21 protein-coding genes and 1 riboswitch are annotated in these 20,370 nt (G+C 67.1%); of the genes, 3 read left to right on the forward strand and 18 right to left on the reverse strand.

All coding sequences use genetic code 11. The features are described 5' to 3' along the window. From AC07YZ_RS25115 to metX, 6 genes are all read right to left on the reverse strand, one after another. Positions 1–1,268: Cache 3/Cache 2 fusion domain-containing protein (locus AC07YZ_RS25115; protein WP_494796759.1), on the reverse strand; the 1,268-nt coding region annotated here is incomplete at its 3' end. A gap of 43 nt (positions 1,269–1,311) precedes the next feature. Beyond that, a complete protein-coding gene (locus AC07YZ_RS25120; protein ID WP_494796760.1) occupies positions 1,312–1,845 on the reverse strand; it encodes a chemotaxis protein CheW in 534 nt (177 codons plus the stop codon). Positions 1,846–1,965: 120 nt separating this feature from the next. After that, positions 1,966–2,499: a chemotaxis protein CheW gene (locus AC07YZ_RS25125; RefSeq protein ID WP_494796760.1), complete on the reverse strand. Its 534-nt coding sequence runs from the start codon at positions 2,497–2,499 to the stop codon at positions 1,966–1,968. Positions 2,500–2,523: 24 nt separating this feature from the next. Continuing rightward, the gene (locus AC07YZ_RS25130; protein WP_494796761.1) at positions 2,524–4,272 is read right to left on the reverse strand and encodes a methyl-accepting chemotaxis protein; all 1,749 of its coding nucleotides are present in this window, start codon (positions 4,270–4,272) and stop codon (positions 2,524–2,526) included. A gap of 334 nt (positions 4,273–4,606) precedes the next feature. Then, positions 4,607–5,188 (reverse strand): methionine biosynthesis protein MetW, encoded by a 582-nt coding sequence (gene metW, locus AC07YZ_RS25135; RefSeq protein ID WP_226490620.1) that lies wholly within the window; start codon positions 5,186–5,188, stop codon positions 4,607–4,609. Next, on the reverse strand, positions 5,185–6,363 hold the full coding sequence (gene metX / locus AC07YZ_RS25140; protein WP_494796762.1) for a homoserine O-succinyltransferase MetX: 1,179 nt from the start codon (positions 6,361–6,363) through the stop codon (positions 5,185–5,187). Before metX ends, metW begins: the two co-directional genes overlap by 4 nt. Before the next feature lie 54 nt (positions 6,364–6,417). Further along, positions 6,418–6,493, reverse strand: a riboswitch (SAM riboswitch). 325 nt (positions 6,494–6,818) lie between these two features. Between metX and rbp the strand changes: the two genes are divergently transcribed. Beyond that, entirely contained in the window at positions 6,819–7,226 is a 408-nt protein-coding gene (rbp, locus tag AC07YZ_RS25145; RefSeq protein ID WP_226490622.1) for an RNA-binding regulator, read from the forward strand. Between the two features lie 72 nt (positions 7,227–7,298). Here rbp and AC07YZ_RS25150 read toward each other — a convergent pair whose 3' ends face one another. The 4 genes from AC07YZ_RS25150 to AC07YZ_RS25165 all read right to left on the reverse strand — a co-directional run bounded on the left by AC07YZ_RS25150 (position 7,299) and on the right by AC07YZ_RS25165 (position 10,466). Further along, entirely contained in the window at positions 7,299–8,132 is an 834-nt protein-coding gene (locus AC07YZ_RS25150; protein WP_494796763.1) for an SDR family oxidoreductase, read from the reverse strand. A gap of 40 nt (positions 8,133–8,172) precedes the next feature. Next, positions 8,173–8,829 (reverse strand): LPS export ABC transporter periplasmic protein LptC, encoded by a 657-nt coding sequence (gene lptC, locus AC07YZ_RS25155; protein WP_226490624.1) that lies wholly within the window; start codon positions 8,827–8,829, stop codon positions 8,173–8,175. Then, on the reverse strand, positions 8,826–9,395 hold the full coding sequence (locus AC07YZ_RS25160) for a KdsC family phosphatase (RefSeq protein WP_494796764.1): 570 nt from the start codon (positions 9,393–9,395) through the stop codon (positions 8,826–8,828). The genes lptC and AC07YZ_RS25160 overlap by 4 nt, the downstream gene beginning before the upstream one ends. Positions 9,396–9,467: 72 nt before the next feature. Then, complete coding sequence (locus AC07YZ_RS25165) at positions 9,468–10,466, reverse strand: KpsF/GutQ family sugar-phosphate isomerase (RefSeq protein WP_494796765.1); 999 nt, start codon at positions 10,464–10,466, stop codon at positions 9,468–9,470. Between the two features lie 70 nt (positions 10,467–10,536). Between AC07YZ_RS25165 and AC07YZ_RS25170 the strand changes: the two genes are divergently transcribed. Together AC07YZ_RS25170 and AC07YZ_RS25175 are read left to right on the forward strand one after the other, a co-directional pair. Next, a complete protein-coding gene (locus AC07YZ_RS25170; protein ID WP_226490627.1) occupies positions 10,537–12,522 on the forward strand; it encodes a cation:proton antiporter domain-containing protein in 1,986 nt (661 codons plus the stop codon). Between the two features lie 73 nt (positions 12,523–12,595). Then, positions 12,596–13,141 (forward strand): adenine phosphoribosyltransferase, encoded by a 546-nt coding sequence (locus AC07YZ_RS25175; protein ID WP_068170707.1) that lies wholly within the window; start codon positions 12,596–12,598, stop codon positions 13,139–13,141. A 21-nt stretch (positions 13,142–13,162) separates the two neighbouring features. Here the strand turns inward: AC07YZ_RS25175 and AC07YZ_RS25180 are convergent, their stop codons facing one another. The 8 genes from AC07YZ_RS25180 to rpmH all read right to left on the reverse strand — a co-directional run bounded on the left by AC07YZ_RS25180 (position 13,163) and on the right by rpmH (position 20,169). Beyond that, on the reverse strand, positions 13,163–13,834 hold the full coding sequence (locus AC07YZ_RS25180; RefSeq protein ID WP_226490628.1) for a hypothetical protein: 672 nt from the start codon (positions 13,832–13,834) through the stop codon (positions 13,163–13,165). 87 nt (positions 13,835–13,921) lie between these two features. Further along, entirely contained in the window at positions 13,922–14,413 is a 492-nt protein-coding gene (locus AC07YZ_RS25185) for a Crp/Fnr family transcriptional regulator (protein ID WP_226490629.1), read from the reverse strand. A 133-nt stretch (positions 14,414–14,546) separates the two neighbouring features. Beyond that, positions 14,547–15,905, reverse strand: coding sequence for a YncE family protein (locus tag AC07YZ_RS25190; RefSeq protein WP_494796766.1), 1,359 nt, complete (start codon positions 15,903–15,905; stop codon positions 14,547–14,549). 43 nt (positions 15,906–15,948) lie between these two features. Beyond that, positions 15,949–17,370 (reverse strand): tRNA uridine-5-carboxymethylaminomethyl(34) synthesis GTPase MnmE, encoded by a 1,422-nt coding sequence (gene mnmE / locus AC07YZ_RS25195; protein ID WP_494796767.1) that lies wholly within the window; start codon positions 17,368–17,370, stop codon positions 15,949–15,951. Positions 17,371–17,543: 173 nt separating this feature from the next. After that, positions 17,544–19,250, reverse strand: a complete 1,707-nt coding sequence (yidC, locus tag AC07YZ_RS25200; RefSeq protein ID WP_494796768.1) for a membrane protein insertase YidC — start codon at positions 19,248–19,250, stop codon at positions 17,544–17,546. Continuing rightward, positions 19,247–19,534, reverse strand: coding sequence for a membrane protein insertion efficiency factor YidD (gene yidD / locus AC07YZ_RS25205; RefSeq protein ID WP_494796769.1), 288 nt, complete (start codon positions 19,532–19,534; stop codon positions 19,247–19,249). The genes yidC and yidD overlap by 4 nt, the downstream gene beginning before the upstream one ends. Beyond that, positions 19,524–19,922, reverse strand: a complete 399-nt coding sequence (locus tag AC07YZ_RS25210; RefSeq protein ID WP_494796770.1) for a ribonuclease P protein component — start codon at positions 19,920–19,922, stop codon at positions 19,524–19,526. The genes yidD and AC07YZ_RS25210 overlap by 11 nt, the downstream gene beginning before the upstream one ends. A gap of 112 nt (positions 19,923–20,034) precedes the next feature. Continuing rightward, complete coding sequence (gene rpmH / locus AC07YZ_RS25215; protein WP_066096666.1) at positions 20,035–20,169, reverse strand: 50S ribosomal protein L34; 135 nt, start codon at positions 20,167–20,169, stop codon at positions 20,035–20,037. Positions 20,170–20,370: the final 201 nt, after the last annotated feature.

Below are 20,370 nucleotides of genomic sequence, written 5' to 3' on the forward strand. Positions count from 1 at the left end.
CTCGCGGCCTGTTCGGTGCGTGCGCTCAGGTCCTGGTTGCCCGAGGCAATCTCGGCCGAGGCCGTGTTGATGCTGTCGGCCGCCGTGCGCAGCTCGTGCATCATGCCCAGGAAACGCCCGCGCATGCCTTCGACCTCCTGCACCAGGCGGCCGATTTCGTCGCGCCGGGTGCTGTGGAATTCGCGCGTCAGGTCGCCCTGGGCCACGCTGGTCACGGCCTGGGTAAGGTCGGCCAGCGGGCGGCTCACGTTGCGGCGCACCAGCCAGAACAGGCCCAGGCCCAGCAGGGCCGTGGTCGCGGCCAGCAGGGCACCAAAGGCGTACATGGTGGACCAATGGGCGGCCATGGCTTCGGTGTCGGACACCTCCACCACCACCCACCAGCCGGACTGGGCCTCGCGCTTGACCGCCCAGGGGTGGGACATGCCGGCGTCGAACAGGGGCGCCCTGTCGGACGCGAAGGCCTGTGGCGTGGCGCGCAGCGCGGTCAGCAGGGCGTCGGCCTCGGGGAACACTTCCAGCACCTTCTTGCCGCTGGCCGTGGGGTGCATCACGAACACGGCCTCGGCGTTGCTCTTGCGCGGATCGATCAGGTAGGTGCCGCCGGTGTTGAAGAAGCGGGCCTCGTCCACCAGTTTTTTCAGGCTGGCCTGGAAATCGGTGATGTCAAACCCGATGAAAAGCAGGCCCACGACCTGACCAGCGTCGTTCTTCACCGGTTCGTAGTGGGTCATGTAGGGCTTGCCGAACAGCACCGCGCGCCCGGTGTAGGTCTGGCCCTTCAACATCAACGGGTAGGCCGGGTGTTCGCGCGCCAACAGCGTGCCCATCGCGCGCTCGCCGTTTTCCTTCTTGAGCGAGGTGGCCACGCGCTCGAAGTCGTCGCCCTTGCGCATGAAGATCGTGGCCACGCCCCCGTTGTGCTGGTTGAAGGCGTCCACTTCGGAGAAATCGTCGTTGAGCAGCATGCCCCAGCTCTTGAGATGGCCGGAGGCCGCGTCGAGCTCGAAGGTATCGGCGAACTTCTTGCGAAACGGCCGGTAGGCCCGGTCGGTCATGAGGCGGGCCGTGGCGTCGAAGGCGTCCACCGAGTCGGCCACGGAGCGGGCCTTGTCGTCCACCCACTGCACGAGGCCCTCGCGCGAGCGTTGCTCCGCCACGATGGCCATCGCCACGCTGACGATGAGCAGCACGCCGGCCAGCAGGGCCACCGCCAGCAGGGCCACGCGGCGCGCGACGGATTGGTTGTGAATGGCGGGTGTTTTCATGGGCGCGTCTCCTTTGATGTTGTGTCTGTCCAGGGCCTGCGGCTTACTGCAGGCTGCGGGCGCCGTCCATGAGGCCCATGTCGGCGCTGGACATGAGGGCTTCGATGTCCATCAGGATCAGCATGCGTTCGCCCACGCTGGCGATGCCGGTGATGAAGCTGGTGTCCACCGTGGTGTTCATCTCGGGCGCGGGCTTGATCAGATCGCTGCTGAGTTCGAGCACGTCGGACACCGAGTCCACCACCGCACCCACCACCCGGCCTCGCACGTTGAGCACGATCACCACCGTGAAACCGTTGTATTCCACCTTCTCGCAGCCCAGCTTGATGCGCAGGTCCACCACCGGCACGATCACCCCGCGCAGGTTGACCACGCCCTTGATGAAGCTCGGTGCGTTGGCGATGCGCGTGGGCTCTTCGAACGAGCGGATCTCCTGCACCCGCAGGATGTCGATGCCGTATTCCTCCGCGCCCAGGCGAAAGGTCAGGAATTCGGCCTTCTTCGCCGCCGCCGCGCTACCGCTGCTGCGCGCGCTGTCCTGGCGCGCCAGGTGGCTGCCTTCGTTGTGCATGTCCATGGGTTCTTCCTCGAAAAGCGGATGGGTTCATGAACTATCGGCCAGTCAGCCGCTGGCTGAAGGCGAAAAAAAACCGACAAAGCCCGGACAAACCCGGGCTTTGTCGGCCGAGCCTGCGGCTTACTGCAGGCTGCGGGCGCCGTCCATGAGGCCCATGTCGGCGCTGGACATGAGGGCTTCGATGTCCATCAGGATCAGCATGCGTTCGCCCACGCTGGCGATGCCGGTGATGAAGCTGGTGTCCACCGTGGTGTTCATCTCGGGCGCGGGCTTGATCAGGTCGCTGCTGAGTTCGAGCACGTCGGACACCGAGTCCACCACCGCACCCACCACCCGGCCCCGCACGTTGAGCACGATCACCACCGTGAAACCGTTGTATTCCACCTTCTCGCAGCCCAGCTTGATGCGCAGGTCCACCACCGGCACGATCACCCCGCGCAGGTTGACCACGCCCTTGATGAAGCTCGGTGCGTTGGCGATGCGCGTGGGCTCTTCGAACGAGCGGATCTCCTGCACCCGCAGGATGTCGATGCCGTATTCCTCCGCGCCCAGGCGAAAGGTCAGGAATTCGGCCTTCTTCGCCGCCGCCGCGCTACCGCTGCTGCGCGCGCTGTCCTGGCGCGCCAGGTGGCTGCCTTCGTTGTGCATGTCCATGGGTTTGTCCTCGAATGCGGTGGGTCAGAAACTTTCCCAGTCGTCCGTGCCGGTGCGGCTGGGCGTCGGGTTCGCGGCCACGGGGCGCGGGGCCTTCGGGGCCGAGCTGGGTGCCTGGGCCTTGGCGGGCGCGGCCGGTTTGAACGGGGTCACGTTGGACACCGGTTTGACCGCTGCGGCCGGCTTGGGCGCAGGTGCACTGAAATGCGCATGGGCGCCGGTACCGGCATTGAGCTTGAACACGCTCACCGCCTGCACCAGCTGCTGGGCCTGCTGCTGCAGGCTGGACGCGGCGGCCGCACTCTGTTCCACCAGGGCGGCGTTCTGCTGCGTGGTCTGGTCCATCTGGGTCACCGCTTCGCTGACCTGGCCCACGCCCGCGCTCTGTTCGTTGCTCGCGCTGCTGATCTCGCCCACGATGTCGGTCACGCGCCGGATCGAGGTCACCACCTCCTGCATGGTGGTGCCGGCGCGGTCCACCAGGGCCGTGCCCTGCTCCACACGCTCCACGCTGGCCATGATCAGGCCCTTGATCTCCTTGGCCGCTTCGGCACTGCGCTGGGCGAGGTTGCGCACCTCACCGGCCACCACCGCAAAACCCCGGCCCTGTTCGCCGGCGCGTGCGGCTTCCACCGCCGCGTTGAGCGCCAGGATGTTGGTCTGGAAGGCGATGCCGTCGATCACGCCGATGATGTCGGCGATCTTGCGGCTGCTGTCGTTGATGTCCTTCATGGTGTGCACCACCTGGCCCACGACCTCGCCGCCCTGCACGGCCACACTGCTGGCGCTGGCCGCGAGCTGGTTGGCCTGGCGGGCGTTGTCCGCGTTCTGGCGGGCGGTGGAACCCAACTGTTCCATGGAGGCCGAGGTCTCTTCCAGCGCCGAAGCCTGCTGCTCGGTGCGGCTGGACAGGTCCGAGTTGCCCTGCGCGATTTCCGCGCTGGCCGTGGCCACGCTGTCCGCGCTGTGCCGCACGTCGGACACCACCCTGGTCAAGGACGATTGCATGTCGTTGAGGGCATTGATCAGCGGCGTGAACTCATCCTTGCTGTTGTTTTCCGCGACGCTGGTCAGGTCGCCGTCACGCACCCGTTCGGCCACCGCCTGCGACACCGCCACGCGCCGGCGCAGCAGGCTCGCCACGTACCAGGAAAACGCCAACAGGCTCAACGCGATCACCAGCGCCAGGATGGCGACCAGGTTCGAGGTCGCCAGCACCCCGCTTTCGATGCGAGCGATGTCCTCGGTCAGGCCCTTGGCCTGGATCTGCCGCCCGCGATCCAGCTCGGCCAGCAACAGATTGCGCGCGGGGATCGTCACGTCCACCAAGTAGGCAAAGGCTTCTTCCTTCTTGCCTTCGCGGATCAGGGCAATGTTGGCTTCCCCGACCTTCCAGAACGTGGCCATCAGGGGCGGGAGTTTCGTGAAATGCTCCTTGCCTTCTTTCGAAAACAGGCGCTTTTCAAAGGTCGCCAGGGTGTCGTCCATGCTGGTGCGCTTGGCGCCGATGTAGCTCAGCGTTTCCTCCAGCTCCTGCGGGGTGCGCGAGAGGATGGAATGCCGGATCTGCAGCGAGACCTGGGTCACGTTGAGTTCCAGCTTGGCCATGGCTTCCAGCTGGGGCACCCGGCTTTCCCCCGTGTTGTCGGCCAGATCGGCCGCGTCGTTCAAATTGATGTAGGCGAAGGCGGCGAGTGCCGCGAGCGCCAGCGAAATGGTGATGCTGACCGCGTACAACCGCTTCGCAATCCCAAACGTAAATCCGGAGTTCATGTCGTTGTCCTGAGTGGTAGGGCGCCGGGTTGTTGCGTGCCCTGCAAATCGGCGCCACGACTTGCAGGTTGGTTGGATGGGTTCCCGTTTCCGCCAGGCAGAACGGGACCCATCGTTGTTTGAACTATCGACCGACTTGACCCCGGCTAAAGCCCGGATAAGGAGCACCGCACCGGTACAAATGTGCGATTTCTGGCAGCCAGGGGCGATTCAGACGCGCCCAGGCACGGGACGAAGGCCGGCGTGGCGCTGGCCGCGATGTGCCCGGCACCCGCCAGCATCAGCAGCGCCCGGCGATTTCACGGCCGGAGCCGCACGCGAGGTGGGCAGCGCCTCAGCTGGAGAAGCGGAACACCGCCGTACTGGCCAGCAGGTTGGGCAGGGTACGAACCTCTTGGCCTTCGTGCAGGCCGAAGCTGTCTTCGATGGTGAGGCCGTTGCGGCGCGCGAGCACCTCGAAGTCGCGGTAGGTGCCGACACGGATGTTGGGCGTGTCGTACCACTGGTAGGGCAGGCGCTTGGTCACCGGCATGCGGCCCTGCAACACCGCCAGCCGGTTGGGCCAGTGGGCGAAGTTGGGGAAAGCCACGATGCCCAGGCGCCCCACGCGCGCGGTCTCCAGCAGCATGGTCTGCGCGTTGCGCAGGTGCTGCAGGGTGTCGATCTGCAGCACCACGTCAAAGGCGTCGTCGCCGAACATGGTCAGGCCACCTTCGAGGTTGAGCTGCAGCACGTTGACGCCGCGTTTGACGCAGGCCAGCACCTTGGCGTCGTCGATCTCCACGCCGTAGCCGCTGCAGCCGCGCGTGGCCTGCAGGTGGGCCAGCAGGGCGCCGTCGCCGCAGCCCAGATCGAGCACGCGCGAGCCCGGCGGCACCAGGCGGGCAATCGATTCCAGAATGGCCTTTTCGCTCATGCCTGACCTCCCGAAGCCTGGCCCACCGTGTGCTCGAAATAGGCCCGCACCGCCTGGTGGTAACGCGGGTCGTCGAGCAGGAAGGCGTCGTGGCCGTGCGGCGCGTCGATTTCGGCGTAGCTCACGTCGCGCCCGTTTTCCATCAGGGCCTTGACCATCTCGCGGCTGCGCGCGGGCGAGAAGCGCCAGTCGGTGGTGAAGCTCACCAGCAGGAACCGGGCCTTCGCACGCGCCAGCGCGGCGCTCAGGCTGCCGCCGTGTTCGCGCGCAGGGTCGAAATAATCGAGCGCGCGGGTGATCAGCAGGTAGGTGTTGGCGTCGAAGTACTCGCTGAACTTGTCGCCCTGGTAGCGCAGGTAGCTCTCGATCTGGAACTCCACGTCCTGCGTGGTGTAGCGGTACGCCAGCTCGGCGGTGTCGGCCGGATCGTCCCCGTTGGTGGTGCGCAGCGAACGGCCGAACTTCTCGTTCATCACGTCGTCGCTCAGGTACGTGATGTGGCCGATCATGCGGGCGATGCGCAGACCGCGCCGGGGCAGGGTGCCCTCGCGCAGGTAGTGGCCACCGTGGAAGTCGGGGTCGGTCACGATGGCGCGGCGCGCCACCTCGTTGAACGCGATGTTCTCGGCCGTGAGGTTGGGTGCGCTGGCCACCACGATGGCGTGGCGCACGCGCTCGGGGTACTGCAGCGTCCAGCTCAGGGTCTGCATGCCGCCCAGGCTGCCGCCCATCACGGCGGCCAGCGTCTGGATGCCCATGGCGTCGAGCAGGCGTGCCTGCGCGTTGACCCAGTCTTCCACCGTGACCACGGGGAAGTCCGCGCCCCAGGGTTGGCCGGTGGTGGGGTTGGTGTGGGTGGGGCCGGTGGAGCCGAAACAGGAGCCCAGGTTGTTGACGCCGATCACGAACCACTTGTCCGTGTCCACCGCCTTGCCCGGACCGATCATGCTGTGCCACCAGCCCTCGCTGCGGGGCAGCGGATGGCCGTTGGCGTCCGCGTGCCAGCCGGCGACATGGTGCGAGGCATTGAGGGCATGGCACACCAGCACCGCGTTGGAGCGGTCGGCGTTGAGCGTGCCGTAGGTTTCCACCACCAGCTCGTAAGCAGGCAGTGTCGCGCCGCTTTTCAGCGGCAGCGGCGTATCGAATCGGAACGTTTGGGGCGTGACGATCACTGGTGCTTCCCTGCGCGACAGGGTCCAAAAACAAAAAACCCGGTGCCGCCAAAAGCGAGACCGGGAATCTCCCCTTTAGCGGCATTTCTAAAGCGCCCGCAATCTGGATCAAATCGGCGCTGGTGGCGAGTATAAATTGAAGCGCTGTGCCCGTGCAGCCCCCACCACGTCCGGAAGCACCATGTCAGCACGCTTCGGCCCCGACGCCACGCGGGGTTCTGCGGCAGCGCCGTGGCCCCTGGAATGCGGGTGTTGTTATTCCGCATCGCGAGATGAACGGCTTGACGGGCCGGGAAAAAATGTCACTGCGGATGGGGCATTGGGCGCATAATGCCCACGCGAGTGTCTGAAAACCTCGCTTGAACAAGTGATCGGTTGGTTTCGCGTGCTACAGGTTTTTGTGTGCTAACGGGGCTCCATCGCTATTTTTCTCAGTGTTATTAGGAGTCCCAACCATGGGCAACAAACTGTACGTGGGCAACCTGCCTTACACCGTGCGCGACGAAGACCTGCAACAAGCTTTCAGCGCCTACGGCTCTGTGAACAGCGCCAAGGTCATGATGGAACGCGACACCGGTCGCTCCAAAGGCTTCGGCTTTGTGGAAATGGGCAGCGATGCCGAGGCACTGGCCGCCGTTGAAGGCATGAATGGCCAGTCCCTGGGTGGCCGTAGCCTCGTCGTGAACGAAGCCCGTCCGATGGAAGCCCGTCCCCCCCGCAGCGGTGGTGGTGGCTTCGGCGGTGGCCGCAGCGGTGGCGGCGGCTTTGGTGGCGGTGGCGGCAGCGACGGTGGTTTCCGCAGCCCCTACGGCGGCGGTGGCCGTCGTGAAGGCGGTGGCGGTGGTGGCCGCGGCGGTTACTGATCGCCCTCACCAGACCGCTTCAGCGATCTGAACATCCCAAAAGCCCCCAGGCTCCGCGCCTCGGGGCTTTTTTCATGCCCCCGGCTCTGGCGGTTCAGCGCGGGTGTGCGGCTGAGGCTCCCGGTGCTTGCGTGGCCGCCCGGCCAACAGGCGGTCGTACAGCGGGTTGGGCAACAGGCGCAGCAGCTTGGCCACCACGCCCATCTGCCAGGGAATGACGCGGTAGCTGGTCTGCGCACCGATGGCTTCGAAGGCGCGGTCGGCGAAGGTCTCGGCGCTCAGCAGGAAAGGCATGGTGTAGCGGTTTTTCTGCGTCAGGGGCGTGTCCACGTAACCTGGCAGCAGGGTCACCACCGCCACGCCGCTGCCACGCAGTTCGCCACGCAGGCTTTCGCAGTAAGCCACCACGCCGGCCTTGCTCGCACAATAGGCGCCGTGCCCGGGCAGACCACGAATCGCCGCCACGCTGGCGATGCCCACCAGACTCCCGCTGCCGCGCGCCACCATGGCGCTCAGGAAGGGATGGAAGGTGGCGGCCAGACCGGTGTTGTTGGTGGCGAAGGTGCGGGCCATCACGTCGATGTCCCCCCGTTCGGCGGTGTCCATGCCGATGCTGATGCCGGCATTGGCGATCACCACATCGGGCACCCCCTGTGCGGCCAGGCACGCCAGACCCGCGGCCACGATGCTGTCGGTGTCGGCCACATCGGCGCTGTAGACGCGGCAGCGCTCGGGTCCGTGGCCCTGCGCATCGGACCAGGCCTGCAGTTCGGCGCTGCGCCGGGCCACCAGCGCCAGCCGGTACCCGGCGCGCGCGAACCGGCTGGCCAGCGCCTGGCCGATGCCACTGGAGGCACCGGTGATGAAGACCAGCGGGGTGGAGGAAGGTGGATGAAGCGCTGTCATGGACTCAGGAATCGGGTCTGCCAGCCTCGGGACGCAATGGTCAGCGCGGAGCGAGCTGGGCGCGCACGCGCCCGCTGAGCACCGCCACACGGCTGTCCCCGCGGTAGTCCAGCACATCGGCGGTGATCTGGTCCCGGCCGCGAATCAGCAAAACGGGCCGGTCCGACTCGATGTGCTCGGGCTTCAGCGTGATCCGCAGGTATTCGCCATGGAACTCCATGCGGGGCTGCATCTCGCCGGCGGCGTTGGGCCCCGCCTGTCGGACCACCGACGCGTTGCCCTCCAGGATGAACACTGTGCTGTCCCCGTTGCTGGTCACTTTTTCGGCGGTGGCAACGGTCAGCAGACGCTGGGGGTTGTACGAGCGGATGCGGGCCTCGTCGATTTCGATCGTGTCGGTGTCCGGATGGTGTCGTGCCTCGACCCCATAGACCTCGGTGGTGAGCGCGCCAACCGGATCGAACACCTTGACCGAGAACCGGCGCATGAAATAGTCGGGCTCGTGGGTCGGCGGGCGGGCCGCCGCCGGCAGTTCCAGCTCCGGCGTGGAGGCCAGCAGCCAGTAGGACGCCAGGGCCAGCAGGCCCATGATCAACACCGGCAGGTAGATGGAGATCTGGTCCCAGAACCGGCTCGGGCTGAATCCCGATCGACGAAGCACACGGAGTTCAGGCACGCTGGGGGCGGTGGTGCTCATCGGGCGGCCATTTCCAGTTCCCGCGCATAGCGGCCACCGGCCACCAGCAGCAGGTCGCACAGCTCACGCACGGCGCCCGCGCCGGGCTGTCGCTGCGTCACATGGTGGGCCAGCGCCAGCACCTCGGGGTGGGCGGTGGGCGGCGCGCAGGCGAACGCGGCACGGCGCAGCAGGGGCAGGTCGGGCCAGTCATCGCCCATGGCTGCGGCCGCGGTCCAGTCCAGCCCCAGCTCGGCCAGGATGGCCTCGGCCGCCGGGCCCTTGTCTTCGGTGCCGAAACGGGCGTATGTCACGCCCAGGGCGTCCAGGCGTTTGCGCAGGGCGGCCGAATCGCGTCCGGTCACCACCGCAGGCGTGATGCCCGCGCGCTGCAGCAATTTGATGCCGTGACCGTCGAGGGTGTGAAAACGCTTGATCGTTTCCCCGCTTTCCGTGAAATACAGCCCGCCGTCGGTCAGCACCCCGTCCACGTCAAAAAACACCACGCGCACGGACTGCGCGCGCAGCAGCAGCTCGGGCGCAAAGTTCAGTGTGGGACGCAGCGGTGGCAATTCGGACAGGGACATGGGGCAATGCTAACTGGAGAGGATGCGTTCGAGTGGAGGGCCTTCGCGCCGGGGCGCCGCGGAACCGGGGGGTCAAATCACTTTCGCTCGCATCAGGTCGTTGCTGTTGAGCGCGCCCGACAGGCGGCCCTGCTCGTCCACCACCAGCACGCTGGTGATGCGACTGGCTTCCATCAGACCCGCGGCCTCCACCGCCAGCGCGTCGGCGTGCACGGTGCGGGGGTTGGGGTGCATCACGTCGCGCGCCGACAAGGTGCGCAGATCCGCGCTGCTGCCGGTCTTCTCGATCAGGCGGCGCAGGTCGCCGTCGGTGAAGATGCCCAGCACCCGGTTGTCCGCGTCCACGATGGCGCTCATGCCCAGTCCCTTGGCGCTGATCTCGCGCATCAGGTCCATCAGGCCGGCCTCCCGCGAGACGCAGGGCACGGCATCGCCGCTGCGCATCACGTCGCTCACATGGGTCAGCAGCTTGCGCCCCAGCGAGCCACCGGGGTGGGAGCGGGCGAAGTCGTCGGCCTTGAAGCCACGCGCGTCGAGCAGGGCCACCGCGAGCGCGTCGCCCATCGCCAGTTGCGCGGTGGTGCTGGCCGTGGGCGCCAGGTTGTGCGGGCAGGCTTCTTTTTCCACCGAAGCGTCCAGCACCACGTCGGCGTGGCGCCCCAGGGTGGAGTCGCCACGCCCGGTGATGGCCAGCAGGGGAACGCCCATGCGCTTGATGAGCGGCAGGAGGGCGGTGAGCTCTTCGCTCTCGCCGCTGTTGCTGATGCCCAGCACCACGTCGTCCGCGGTGATCATGCCCAGGTCCCCGTGGCTGGCCTCGGCCGGGTGCACGAACATCGCCGGCGTGCCGGTCGAGGCCAGTGTGGCGGCGATCTTGCGGCCAATGTGACCGCTCTTGCCCATGCCCATCACGACCACCCGGCCCCGGCTCTTGAGCACCAGCTCCAGGGCGGTCACAAAGCGCCGGTCCAGGCGCAGGGCCATCGCGGCGACCGCCTGGGCTTCGATGTCGAGGGTCTCGCGCGCCAGGGACAGGGCCCGGGAGGGATCGAATGTGGGAGGCAGACTCATCCTTGGATTATCACAGCAGGACCCCGCCAGACCACCGTCCGGCGCCATCGGCGCCCGTTAACATCTGGTGATGAATTCGCTGGACATTGCCCTGCTGTACCTGCTTGCCGCCGTGTTGGGCGTGGTGGGGTGTCGCATGCTCAAGCTGCCACCCATGCTGGGGTATCTGGTGGTGGGCGTGCTGATCGGGCCCAACGCCTTGGCGCTGGCGCAGGATTCCGGCGGCATCCGGTACCTGGCGGAGTTCGGCGTGGTGTTCCTGATGTTCGTGATCGGACTCGAATTCAGCCTGCCCAAACTGCACGCGATGAAGCGCCACGTGTTCGGCCTGGGCCTGTCGCAGGTGGCGCTGACCGTGCTGCTGACCACCGCCGCTTCGCTGCTGCTGGCACTGGTGCTGCCGGCGTGGTGGCACGTGTCGTGGCAGATGGCGGTGGCGCTCGGGGGCGTCATGGCCATGAGCAGCACGGCCATCGTCATCAAGCTGATGGCCGAGCGCCTGGAGCTGGAGTCCGAGCACGGCAAGCGTGTGCTGGGCATCCTGCTGTTCCAGGATCTGGCCGTGGTGCCGTTGCTGGTGTTGATCCCGGCCCTGGGCGCGGCCCCGGAGAACCTGCTGCCCGCGCTGGGGTGGGCCCTGTTCAAGGCGGTGATCCTGCTCGGCCTGCTGCTCACCGGCGGCCAGCGGGTGATGCGCTGGTGGCTCACACTGGTGGCGCGGCGCAAGAGCGACGAGCTTTTCATGCTCAACCTGCTGCTGATCGCGCTGGGACTGGCCTGGCTCACCGAGCACGCCGGCCTGTCGCTGGCCCTGGGGGCCTTCGTGGCCGGCATGCTGATTTCCGAGACCGAGTACAAGCACCAGGTGGAGACCGACATCCGGCCGTTCCACGACGTGCTGCTGGGCCTGTTCTTCATCACCATCGGCATGACGCTGGACTGGCGCCTGGTGCTGGACCGCTGGCCGCTGGTGCTGCTGCTGTTCTCGCTGTCGGTGGCCTTCAAGCTGGCGCTGATCACCGGCCTCACCCGCGCGTTCGGCGCCTCCATGGGCGTGGCGCTGCGCACCGGTCTGTATCTGGCGCAGGCGGGGGAATTCGGTCTGGTGCTGCTGACACTGGCGGGGCAGTACAACCTGGTGCCGCCGCAGCTGTTCAACCCCATCCTGGCCTCCATGGTGCTGTCCATGCTGGCCACGCCGTTCGTGATCCTGTACACCAACGACATCGTCACCCGCGTGGTCGGCAGCGACTGGCTGATGCAGTCGGTGCAGATGACCAGCATCGCGCGCAAGGCGATCAACACCGACAAGCACGTCATCATCTGCGGCTACGGCCGCTGCGGGCAGAACCTGGCACGCCTGCTCGAAGCCGAACACATTCCCTACATGGCGCTGGACCTCGACCCGGACCGCGTGCGCCAGGCCGCCGCGGCCGGCCATTCGGTGGTCTACGGCGATGCGGCGCGCCTGCAGGCGCTCATGGCCGCTGGCCTGCACCGCGCCAGCGCGGTGGTGGTGACCTACCTCGACACCGCCAGCGCGCTCAAGGTCCTGCACCACACCCACGAGCAGGCAGTGAACGTGCCGGTGGTGGTGCGCACCGTGGACGATGGCGATCTGGAAAAGCTGCGCCAGGCCGGCGCCACCGAGGTGGTCCCTGAAGCCATCGAAGCCAGCCTGATGCTCGCCAGCCACGCGCTGGCGCTGGTGGGTGTGCCGATGCGGCGCGTGATCCGCGTGGTGCAGGACCAGCGCGATGCCCGCTACAGCCTGCTCAAGGGCTACTTCCACGGCGCCGACGACGATGGCGCCGATGAAATCGAACACGAGCGGCTCAACACCGTGACACTACCCACGGCCGGACGCAACGTGGGCAAGACCCTGGGCAGCCTGGCGCTGGAAGCCATCGGCGTGCGTGTCGCCAGTCTGCGCCGCGCCAGCGGACAGCCCGCCCGCTTCGACGACGACACCGTGCTCGAAGGGGGCGACACCCTGGTGCTCAGCGGCAAGGCCCCGGCCCTGGCCCTGGCCGAAGACAAGCTGCTGACAGGCTGACGCCAGCACCACGTCCTTTCTGGCGCAGAATGACCGCTGCCCAGTCCGCCGTTCCCCCATCCTTCCACTACCCATGGACACGTCCGCCTACCTCCGGTCCCACATCCGCACCGTCCCCGACTGGCCCGCGCCGGGCGTGATGTTCCGCGACATCACGCCGCTGCTGCAGGACCCCAAGGTCTTTCGGGTGCTGATCGATGCGTTCGTGCACCGCTACATGGACGCGGCGCTGCGCCCCACCGTCGTGGCGGGCCTGGACGCTCGCGGGTTCATCATCGGGTCCGTGCTGGCCTACGAGCTGGGGGTGGGTTTCGTGCCGATCCGCAAGAAGGGCAAACTGCCGTTCACTACCGTGCAGGAAACCTACGAACTGGAATACGGCAGCGCCACGGTGGAGCTGCACACCGACGCGGTCAAGGCGGGTGACCGCGTGGTGCTGATCGACGACCTGATCGCCACCGGCGGCACCATGATGGCCGGGCGCCGTCTGCTTGAGAAGCTCGGGGCCGAGGTGATGGAAGGCGCCGCCATCGTGGACCTGCCCGAACTGGGCGGCTCCGACAAGCTGCGGGCTTCGGGCCTGAAGCTGTTCACGCTGGTCGATTTCGCCGGGCACTGAGTGCCCGGCACGCCGGCGGCCTCAGAGTTTGCCGTACTGCGTTTCGCTCAGCGCCGAAAAGTCGCTGTGCGATTCGGGCACCGGCAGGTGCAGGTCCGACTCGGACTGCTCACGGGCGGGCGCTTCGGCGCTCTGCAGCGCGCGGCGGAAGGCCTCGACCTCGTCCCGGGCCACCGTCTGCACGCGCTCGGGCATGGTCGGGCGCGGCGGCACCGGAATCGAGGTGGCACTGATCAGTTCGGTTTCACGGCGGGTCTGCGCCGACACGGCCGCCCTGAGCGCGATGCCATGCTGGTCGTGTCCGGGCTTGCGCCGCCAGTAGACCGAGCCCACCGTCATCTCGTGGCGGGCGCTCGCGCTCGCCTGGATCCAGCGCTCGATCTCCAACAGGTACTCATCGGGCATGGCCTCGGCAGGCAGCGCCAGATCAACAAGAACCAGGAACTTGTCGCCGTTGCTGTCCAGCGTGAGCACCTTGAACTCGTAGCTGGTGGAGAGCACGCCCCCCCGGATCAGCGACTCGCGCACCACCGAAAACAGCTGCTCGCGGCGCAGGATGCGCCGCCCGCGCCGGGGTGAGATCAGCGGCAGCGTGGTCTGACCAAACGACTTGCGCTGGCGCCCCCGGGAACCTTTGGGGGCCTTGGAGGAGTGGGGGGTGTTTTTGGCGCGCAACCAGCTGAATAGGGACATGATGGAAGTGTGTGCAGGACAGCTGCAACCAGTATAGAGAAAAAGTGTCCATCGGTCGGTGCATTTCACACCCCCCGTGTTGGCCATTCACGTCACAGCCACCCGCTTGGGCTTGTTGTACATGCGGCGCGCCAACACGGCAGACATCGCCACCGTCAGGTCCAGGGCGATCTCCGGGTAACGCGTGGAAAGCTCACGAAAGCGCAGGGGTGTCAGACACCAGAGCCGGCAGGCGCTGCCGGCATGCACCGTGGCACTGCGCGGCAGGTGGCTGAAGAACGCCCCTTCACCGAGCAGCGATCCCGCCCCCACCACCGCGATGCGCACGCGCTCACGGCTGTCTTCGTAATGCACCGTCAGGCTGCCGCTCTCGACAAAGTACACGGTGCGGTCCTTGACCCCCTGCTCGATCAGCGCCTGCCCCTGCTGCAGGTTCACCGGCTGCAGGTAGTTGGCCAGCGTCTGCCACTTGGCGTCGTCCAGATTCAGCGGCACCGCATCCAGCGCATTGCTGTGCGCCATCGCGTGGGCAAGGCCCATGACATCGGCGCGCTCGGTATTGGGCAGGGACGCATTCATCCCAGCACCATACCCGGGCGCGCTCGCTCGATGCAAGCGCGGACTTACCCCTGCTTACAGTTGGGTTCCGGGCGGTGGGCTTTTGGCGCCAGACGGCGACCGCGGCGGGACAGCTGTCGCAGCCACGCGAAACTCAGGCCCTGGGCCGATCGCCCCGCCATCGGCGCAAGCCGCCGGCCAAGGCCCGCAGCGGCGCGGTGATGCGCCAGGAATGGCTTTGCGCCACGGCGTCCATGTGCCGCTGCTGTCGCTGCAGGGCCTGCTGCAATGCCTCGATGTCGGCCAGGCGGCCCTGGGCCAGGCACCGTTGTTGTTCGAGCGCCTGCTGGAGACCCGACATCTCTTGCTCGATGCCCGCGATCTCGGCCTGGTGCCGCGCCACCAATTGCGCCCTCGAACGGTTCAGTCCCAGGAGATGGCGCGCCCAACCGACCGGTTCCGCTGCGGTCCGGGCAGACGGCAACGGTGCCCGGGAGGCGGCCTGTGCCCAGGGCCGCAGCACGGCGTGCAGGTCGAAAAAGGCCAGCGGCTGTTCGTGGCAGGTCGTGGCGAAGACCTGGTTGCTGCGGTCGATCGCGATGCCTTTGGGGCCCCCTTCCTGGGGGTTGTGGCGGCCGCGCAGGAAGCGGGCCTGGTCCACGGTGCGCAGGGTTTGCAGCGGCTGGAATTCACCACGCCAGCCGGCCTGGCCGTGGCCATAGAGATGGACGAAAGGTTCGCCCGCGTCGGCCACCAGGATGAAACGATCGTCGCTCGTGAAACGCAGCCCGTGGGGGTAACTGACCCCACGCAACACGCCCGCGGGTCGGCTGTGGGGATGGAGCGTGGCGGCGTTGGAATACACGAAAACGCAGTGGTGGTTGTGGTTGCTCACGGCGATCCAGCGGCCATCGTGGCTGAGGGCGATGCCGTCGGGAATGTCCAGTCCATCGGCCAGCAGCACCGAGGCCATGTCCGGCGTGGCCGGCTGATCCAGGTTCAGCAGGTGCTGGGACACCGTGTGTGCGTAGTTGTTGCACAACAGCACCTCGATCCAGCCATCGCCCAGGGGAGCGACGGCCACCGAGCCGGGGGTGTGCGCGGCACCCAGCGGCCCGGTGCCGAGCATGCGCAACGGCTCGACGTGCAGCGCCCTATCGGGCGGCGCCACCCGGGGAATGTGCAGCACCGGCGCTTCGCCCTGGCGGTTGGCGACGATCAGGGTCTGGTCGTCCGTCCAGAACACGCCATGGGGATAGACCAGCGCGTCCGAGCGGACCTCCAGGCAGTCGATCAGGCGGATGACCCCGCCCTGCGCGAGCGGCGGCACGTCGACGTCCAGCACCAGCAACTGGTTTTTCAGATGCCCCACCACAGCCAGCCGTTGGTTGTTCGGTGAAAAGTGCAGATCCTCCGTGCGCCCGATCCGGGCGAGCGCTGACCAGACCCGCGCATCGGCCGTGCAGGGCAGGGGGCTCATGTCGCGCGCGTTCACGTCAGTGGCCAGGGGCATGGAAGCATCCGGAGGCGGCGACGAGAACGTCGGATGAAACATGCTATTTCCCGATGCAGAAACGCGAAAAAATCTCGCCCAGCAGATCGTCGGCGCTGAATTCACCGGTGATTTCACCCAGGGCGTGCTGTGCCAGGCGCAGCTCTTCGGCCAGCAGATCCAGGTGCTCGGCCTGCGCGGACAACCACATGGCCGCGCCATCGAGGTGAGCGCCCACGCGCTGCAGCGCCTGCAGATGGCGCTCGCGCGCCATGAACAGCCCGTCGCCCGCGTGCTGCCAGCCCGCCAGCGTCAGCAGCCGCTGGCGCAAGGCCTCCAGCCCGTCGCCCTGTTTGGCCGACAGCACCAGCTCCCCGTGCTGCAGGCGCGGCCCCAGTGCGGCGCGGGCGGCGTCGTCGATCTGGTCCACCTTGTTCCACACCTGCAGCACGGTGACGTCCGCGGGCAGGGCCGCGGCGATGGCGGCGTCGGCCGCCTGGTACGCCTGCCCATGGCTGCGCGTGAGGTCGTGCAGAAACAGCACGGCGTCGGCCGCCTGGATCTGGTCCCAGGCGCGCGCAATGCCGATTTGTTCCACCTCGTTCACATCCGGGCTGTCGCGCAGGCCCGCGGTGTCGATCACGTGCAGCGGCACCCCCTCGATCTGGATCGTCTGCTGCACCACGTCGCGCGTGGTGCCGGCGATCGGCGTGACGATGGCGAGTTCGGCGCCGGCCAGCGCGTTGAGCAGCGAACTCTTGCCCGCGTTGGGCTGACCGGCGATCACCACCTTCAGGCCATCGCGCAGCAGCGCGCCCTGGCGCGCCTGGGCCTGCACGCCAGCCAGCGCGTCGCGCAGGCGCTGCAACTGGCCGGTGGCGTCGGCCTGTTTCAGGAAGTCGATCTCTTCCTCGGGGAAATCCAGCGTCGCCTCCACCAGCATGCGCAGGTGGATCAGGGCGTCGCGCAAGGCGTGGATGCGCTCGGAAAACACGCCGGCCAACGAACGGCTGGCGCTGCGCGCGGCGGCCTCGGTGCTGGCATCGATCAGGTCGGCCACGGCCTCGGCCTGGGCCAGGTCGAGCTTGTCGTTGAGAAAGGCCCGCTCGGTGAACTCACCGGGCCGGGCCGGGCGCAGGCCGGGCAACTGCGGCTGCCCCTCGGCGGTGGCCGACTGCGCCACGGCGAGGCAGCGAGCCAGCAGCAGCTGCAGCACCACCGGGCCGCCGTGGCCCTGCAGTTCCAGCACGTCTTCGCCCGTGTAGGAATGGGGCCCGGGAAACCACAGGGCCAGACCGTGGTCGATCGGCTGGCCCTGCCCGTCCGGGAAGGGCAGGTAGGTCGCCTCACGCGGTCGGAGATCGCGCCCGAGCAGGGCCTGCACGAACGGCCCCAGCCCACGCCCCGACACCCGCACGATGCCCACCGCCCCACGGCCCGGCGCGGTAGCGATGGCAACGATGGGGTCGCGGGAAGTTGCAAGCATAGGTAACAAGCATAAAGGGCAACGCCCGGAAACCAACAAAAAGGGCCTGCAAAGCAGGCCCGGGAAAGAGGGGAAGGAAATGCCCCATCCAGGGACACCCAGGGTCCGGCTCCGCCGGCCCAAGGTGTCGTCCCCCCTCCCAGGGGGGAAGCCGCGTCAGCGGCGCAGGGGGGTCATTTGAATTTCGGCAGGTTGAACTTCAGCGGCACGCCCAGGCGTTTGTTGATGAAGGACTGCTGTGCGATGGTCAGCACGTTGTTGGTGATCCAGTACAGCACCAGGCCGGCCGGGAAGAAGAAGAACATGACCGAGAACATCAGCGGCATCATCCACATCAGCTTGGCCTGCAACGGGTCGGGCGGCAGCGGGTTGAGCGCGGTCTGGATCATGGTGGTGACGGCCATCACCAGCGGCAGGATGTAGAACGGATCGGGCGACGAGAGGTCGGTGATCCAGGCCATCCAGGGCGCGTTGCGCATTTCCACGCTGGAGAGCAACACCCAGTAGAGCGCGATGAACACCGGGATCTGGATCAGGATCGGGAAACAGCCGCCCAGCGGGTTGACCTTCTCTTCCCGGTACATCTTCATCATCTCCTGCTGCATCTGCTGCGGATTGCCCTTGAGGCGCTCGCGCATTTCCATGATGCGGGGATTGATCTTCTTCATCTTGGCCATGCTGCGGTAGGCGCTGGCGTTGAGCCAGTAGAACGCCGCCTTGATCAGCACCACCAGCAACACGATGGACCAGCCCCAGTTGGCCACGAAACCGTGGATCTTCTCCAGCAGCCAGTACAGCGGCTTGGCCAGGATGGTGAGCCAGCCATAGTCCTTCACCAGCTCCAGACCGGGGGTGATGAGCTCCAGCACTTTTTCTTCCTGCGGGCCGATGAACAGGCGCGACTGCACGCTCTGGCTCTGGCCGGGTGCGACCGCGGGCAGGGTGGTGATCGCGCCCACGGCGTACAGGTTGTTGTCGATGCGGCGGGCAAAGTTGTCGCGCGCCACACCGTCGGCCAGCAACCAGGCCGACGCAAAGTAGTGCTGCACCATGGCCACGTAGCCGTTGGTCGCGGTCTTCTCGAAGCTCGCCTTGTTCTTCTCGATATCGGCGAACTCGATCTTCTGGTACTTCTGCGCCTCGGTGTAGACGGCCGGGCCGGTGAAGGTGGAGTAGAACGGCGTCTCGCTGCTGAGCTTGTTGCCGTCGCGCACCAGCTGCAGGTAGAGCTGCGGGTTCACGGGCTGGCCGCTGTTGTTGACCACCTCGTGCTGCACACCGATGTCGTAGCGGCCACGGGTCAGGGTGTAGGTCTTGACCAGCTTCACGCCACCGACCTCGGCCGATTCAAAGCGCACCTGGAGTTCGTTCTGGCCCTCGGCCAGCGTGGTGTTGCCCGGCACCAGCGTCATGGCGGTCTTGTGGGTCGGGAAGGTCCCGCCGATCAGGCCGGTCTGGGCCACATAGGTGCGGTTGGCGTCCTGGGTCAGCAGGGTGAACGGTTGTTTCTGCTGGTCCTTGCTGGAGCCCGTGGCCTCGGCGTGCTTGAACAGCTGCGCGCCGATCACCGAGCCCCCCTCGGTGTTGAACACCAGCTTGAGCACATCGGTGCTGACCTCGACGCGCTGCGCCACCGCGCTGGGCGCACCCGCCGGCGTTTCGCCACTCGCCGTCACACCCGGTTGGCCCGCCGCCGCCGGCAGGCTCGCGTCTGCGGTCGCGGCAGGCGCCTTGCCGGCCGGCGCGGCCGGGCTGGTCACCGTGGCCGAACCCGGGAAAAAGGTGGGTTTGTGCCCGTTGTGGATTTGCCACTTGTCCCAGATCAGGACCATCGAAAGACCAAAAACCACCCACAGGATGGACCGACGGATGTCATTCATGACGGGTTCTTCTTTTCTGAGGAAGGTGAAATCAGACCGGAAAACAGGGCCGGGGCGACCTCCGGGACCGGGTCGCAACCGCCTGCGCACCACGGCTGGCAGCGGCCCAGCCGCTTGAGCGTCAGGTAGCTGCCCGCCAGCGCTCCGTGGCGCTCCAGTGCGCCGATGGCGTATACCGAACAAGTGGGCTCAAAACGGCAACTGCTGCCCAGCCAGGGACTGAGCAGCAGCCGGTAGCCCTTGACCACGCCGAGCAGACCCAGACGCGGCCAGTCAGACAGCACGGGAATCTCCTGAGGCCACGGTGGCGCGACCCGGCACCTCGACGGCTCCCCGGGGCGCCACACGCTCCAGCAACTGGACGAGTTCGGCCCGCACCGCGCGCTTGAGGGCGTCGGAGGTAGCGCTCACGAACTGCTGGCGACTGAACTCGCTGCGCAGACGCACCACCAACGCCGCCTGGGGCAGACTGGTCGCCTTCTCGCGGGCCAGCTCGTAGATCTGGCGGCGGATGGCATTGCGCGTCACCGCGCGCTTGGCCCAGCGTTTGGGCAGGAGAACACCCAGCCAGGCATCGGCCACGGGAAACAGCGCCCGACCTTCGTGGTCGCTGCTCAGCGCCGCGCGGTGCAGGGCAAAGTGGGGGGTTTTGGCCACAGGGGAACCCGCCATGACGGCCTGGAACTGCTGCCGTGACCTGAGCCGCTGGACCACTGCTGAACCACCGGGTCCGGTCAGTGGATGGGTCGGCCAGGCCGACGCCGGCGGCACAGCATGCGCGGGCTCAGACAGCCAGACGCTTGCGGCCCTTGGCGCGACGGGCGTTGATCACAGCACGGCCACCACGGGTCTTCATGCGAACGAGAAAGCCGTGGGTGCGGGCGCGTTTGATTTTGGAAGGCTGGTAGGTGCGTTTCATGATGGCTCGGTAAAAATCGGGGAAACCCGCAATTATCGCAAAGAAACCCGATGTGCGGCAAGCACTTGGCGGCATTTCTCGCCGCGCCACCTCAGCATCGGGCAATTCCGGGAACCCCGACCGGGGGTCCGGCGCGCCTTGTGGATAAGTCGCCGGCCGCACTACAATGCCCGGTCCGCCCCGAGTCATTTGTCCACAACA

It is taken from the genome of Hydrogenophaga sp. GW101-3F08 (assembly GCF_059424585.1).

Coding starts and splice junctions, on each gene's coding strand:
- mnmE (WP_494796767.1), bottom strand. CDS start 17,370: ATGCTTGCAACTTCCCGCGACCCCATCGTTGCCATCGCTACCGCGCCG.
- AC07YZ_RS25190 (WP_494796766.1), bottom strand. CDS start 15,905: ATGCCCCTGGCCACTGACGTGAACGCGCGCGACATGAGCCCCCTGCCC.
- AC07YZ_RS25130 (WP_494796761.1), bottom strand. CDS start 4,272: ATGAACTCCGGATTTACGTTTGGGATTGCGAAGCGGTTGTACGCGGTC.
- lptC (WP_226490624.1), bottom strand. CDS start 8,829: ATGAGCACCACCGCCCCCAGCGTGCCTGAACTCCGTGTGCTTCGTCGA.
- AC07YZ_RS25120 (WP_494796760.1), bottom strand. CDS start 1,845: ATGGACATGCACAACGAAGGCAGCCACCTGGCGCGCCAGGACAGCGCG.
- metW (WP_226490620.1), bottom strand. CDS start 5,188: ATGAGCGAAAAGGCCATTCTGGAATCGATTGCCCGCCTGGTGCCGCCG.
- AC07YZ_RS25180 (WP_226490628.1), bottom strand. CDS start 13,834: ATGTCCCTATTCAGCTGGTTGCGCGCCAAAAACACCCCCCACTCCTCC.
- AC07YZ_RS25175 (WP_068170707.1), top strand. CDS start 12,596: ATGGACACGTCCGCCTACCTCCGGTCCCACATCCGCACCGTCCCCGAC.
- AC07YZ_RS25125 (WP_494796760.1), bottom strand. CDS start 2,499: ATGGACATGCACAACGAAGGCAGCCACCTGGCGCGCCAGGACAGCGCG.
- AC07YZ_RS25210 (WP_494796770.1), bottom strand. CDS start 19,922: ATGGCGGGTTCCCCTGTGGCCAAAACCCCCCACTTTGCCCTGCACCGC.
- AC07YZ_RS25185 (WP_226490629.1), bottom strand. CDS start 14,413: ATGAATGCGTCCCTGCCCAATACCGAGCGCGCCGATGTCATGGGCCTT.
- yidC (WP_494796768.1), bottom strand. CDS start 19,250: ATGAATGACATCCGTCGGTCCATCCTGTGGGTGGTTTTTGGTCTTTCG.
- AC07YZ_RS25170 (WP_226490627.1), top strand. CDS start 10,537: ATGAATTCGCTGGACATTGCCCTGCTGTACCTGCTTGCCGCCGTGTTG.
- AC07YZ_RS25165 (WP_494796765.1), bottom strand. CDS start 10,466: ATGAGTCTGCCTCCCACATTCGATCCCTCCCGGGCCCTGTCCCTGGCG.
- AC07YZ_RS25150 (WP_494796763.1), bottom strand. CDS start 8,132: ATGACAGCGCTTCATCCACCTTCCTCCACCCCGCTGGTCTTCATCACC.
- rbp (WP_226490622.1), top strand. CDS start 6,819: ATGGGCAACAAACTGTACGTGGGCAACCTGCCTTACACCGTGCGCGAC.
- AC07YZ_RS25160 (WP_494796764.1), bottom strand. CDS start 9,395: ATGTCCCTGTCCGAATTGCCACCGCTGCGTCCCACACTGAACTTTGCG.
- rpmH (WP_066096666.1), bottom strand. CDS start 20,169: ATGAAACGCACCTACCAGCCTTCCAAAATCAAACGCGCCCGCACCCAC.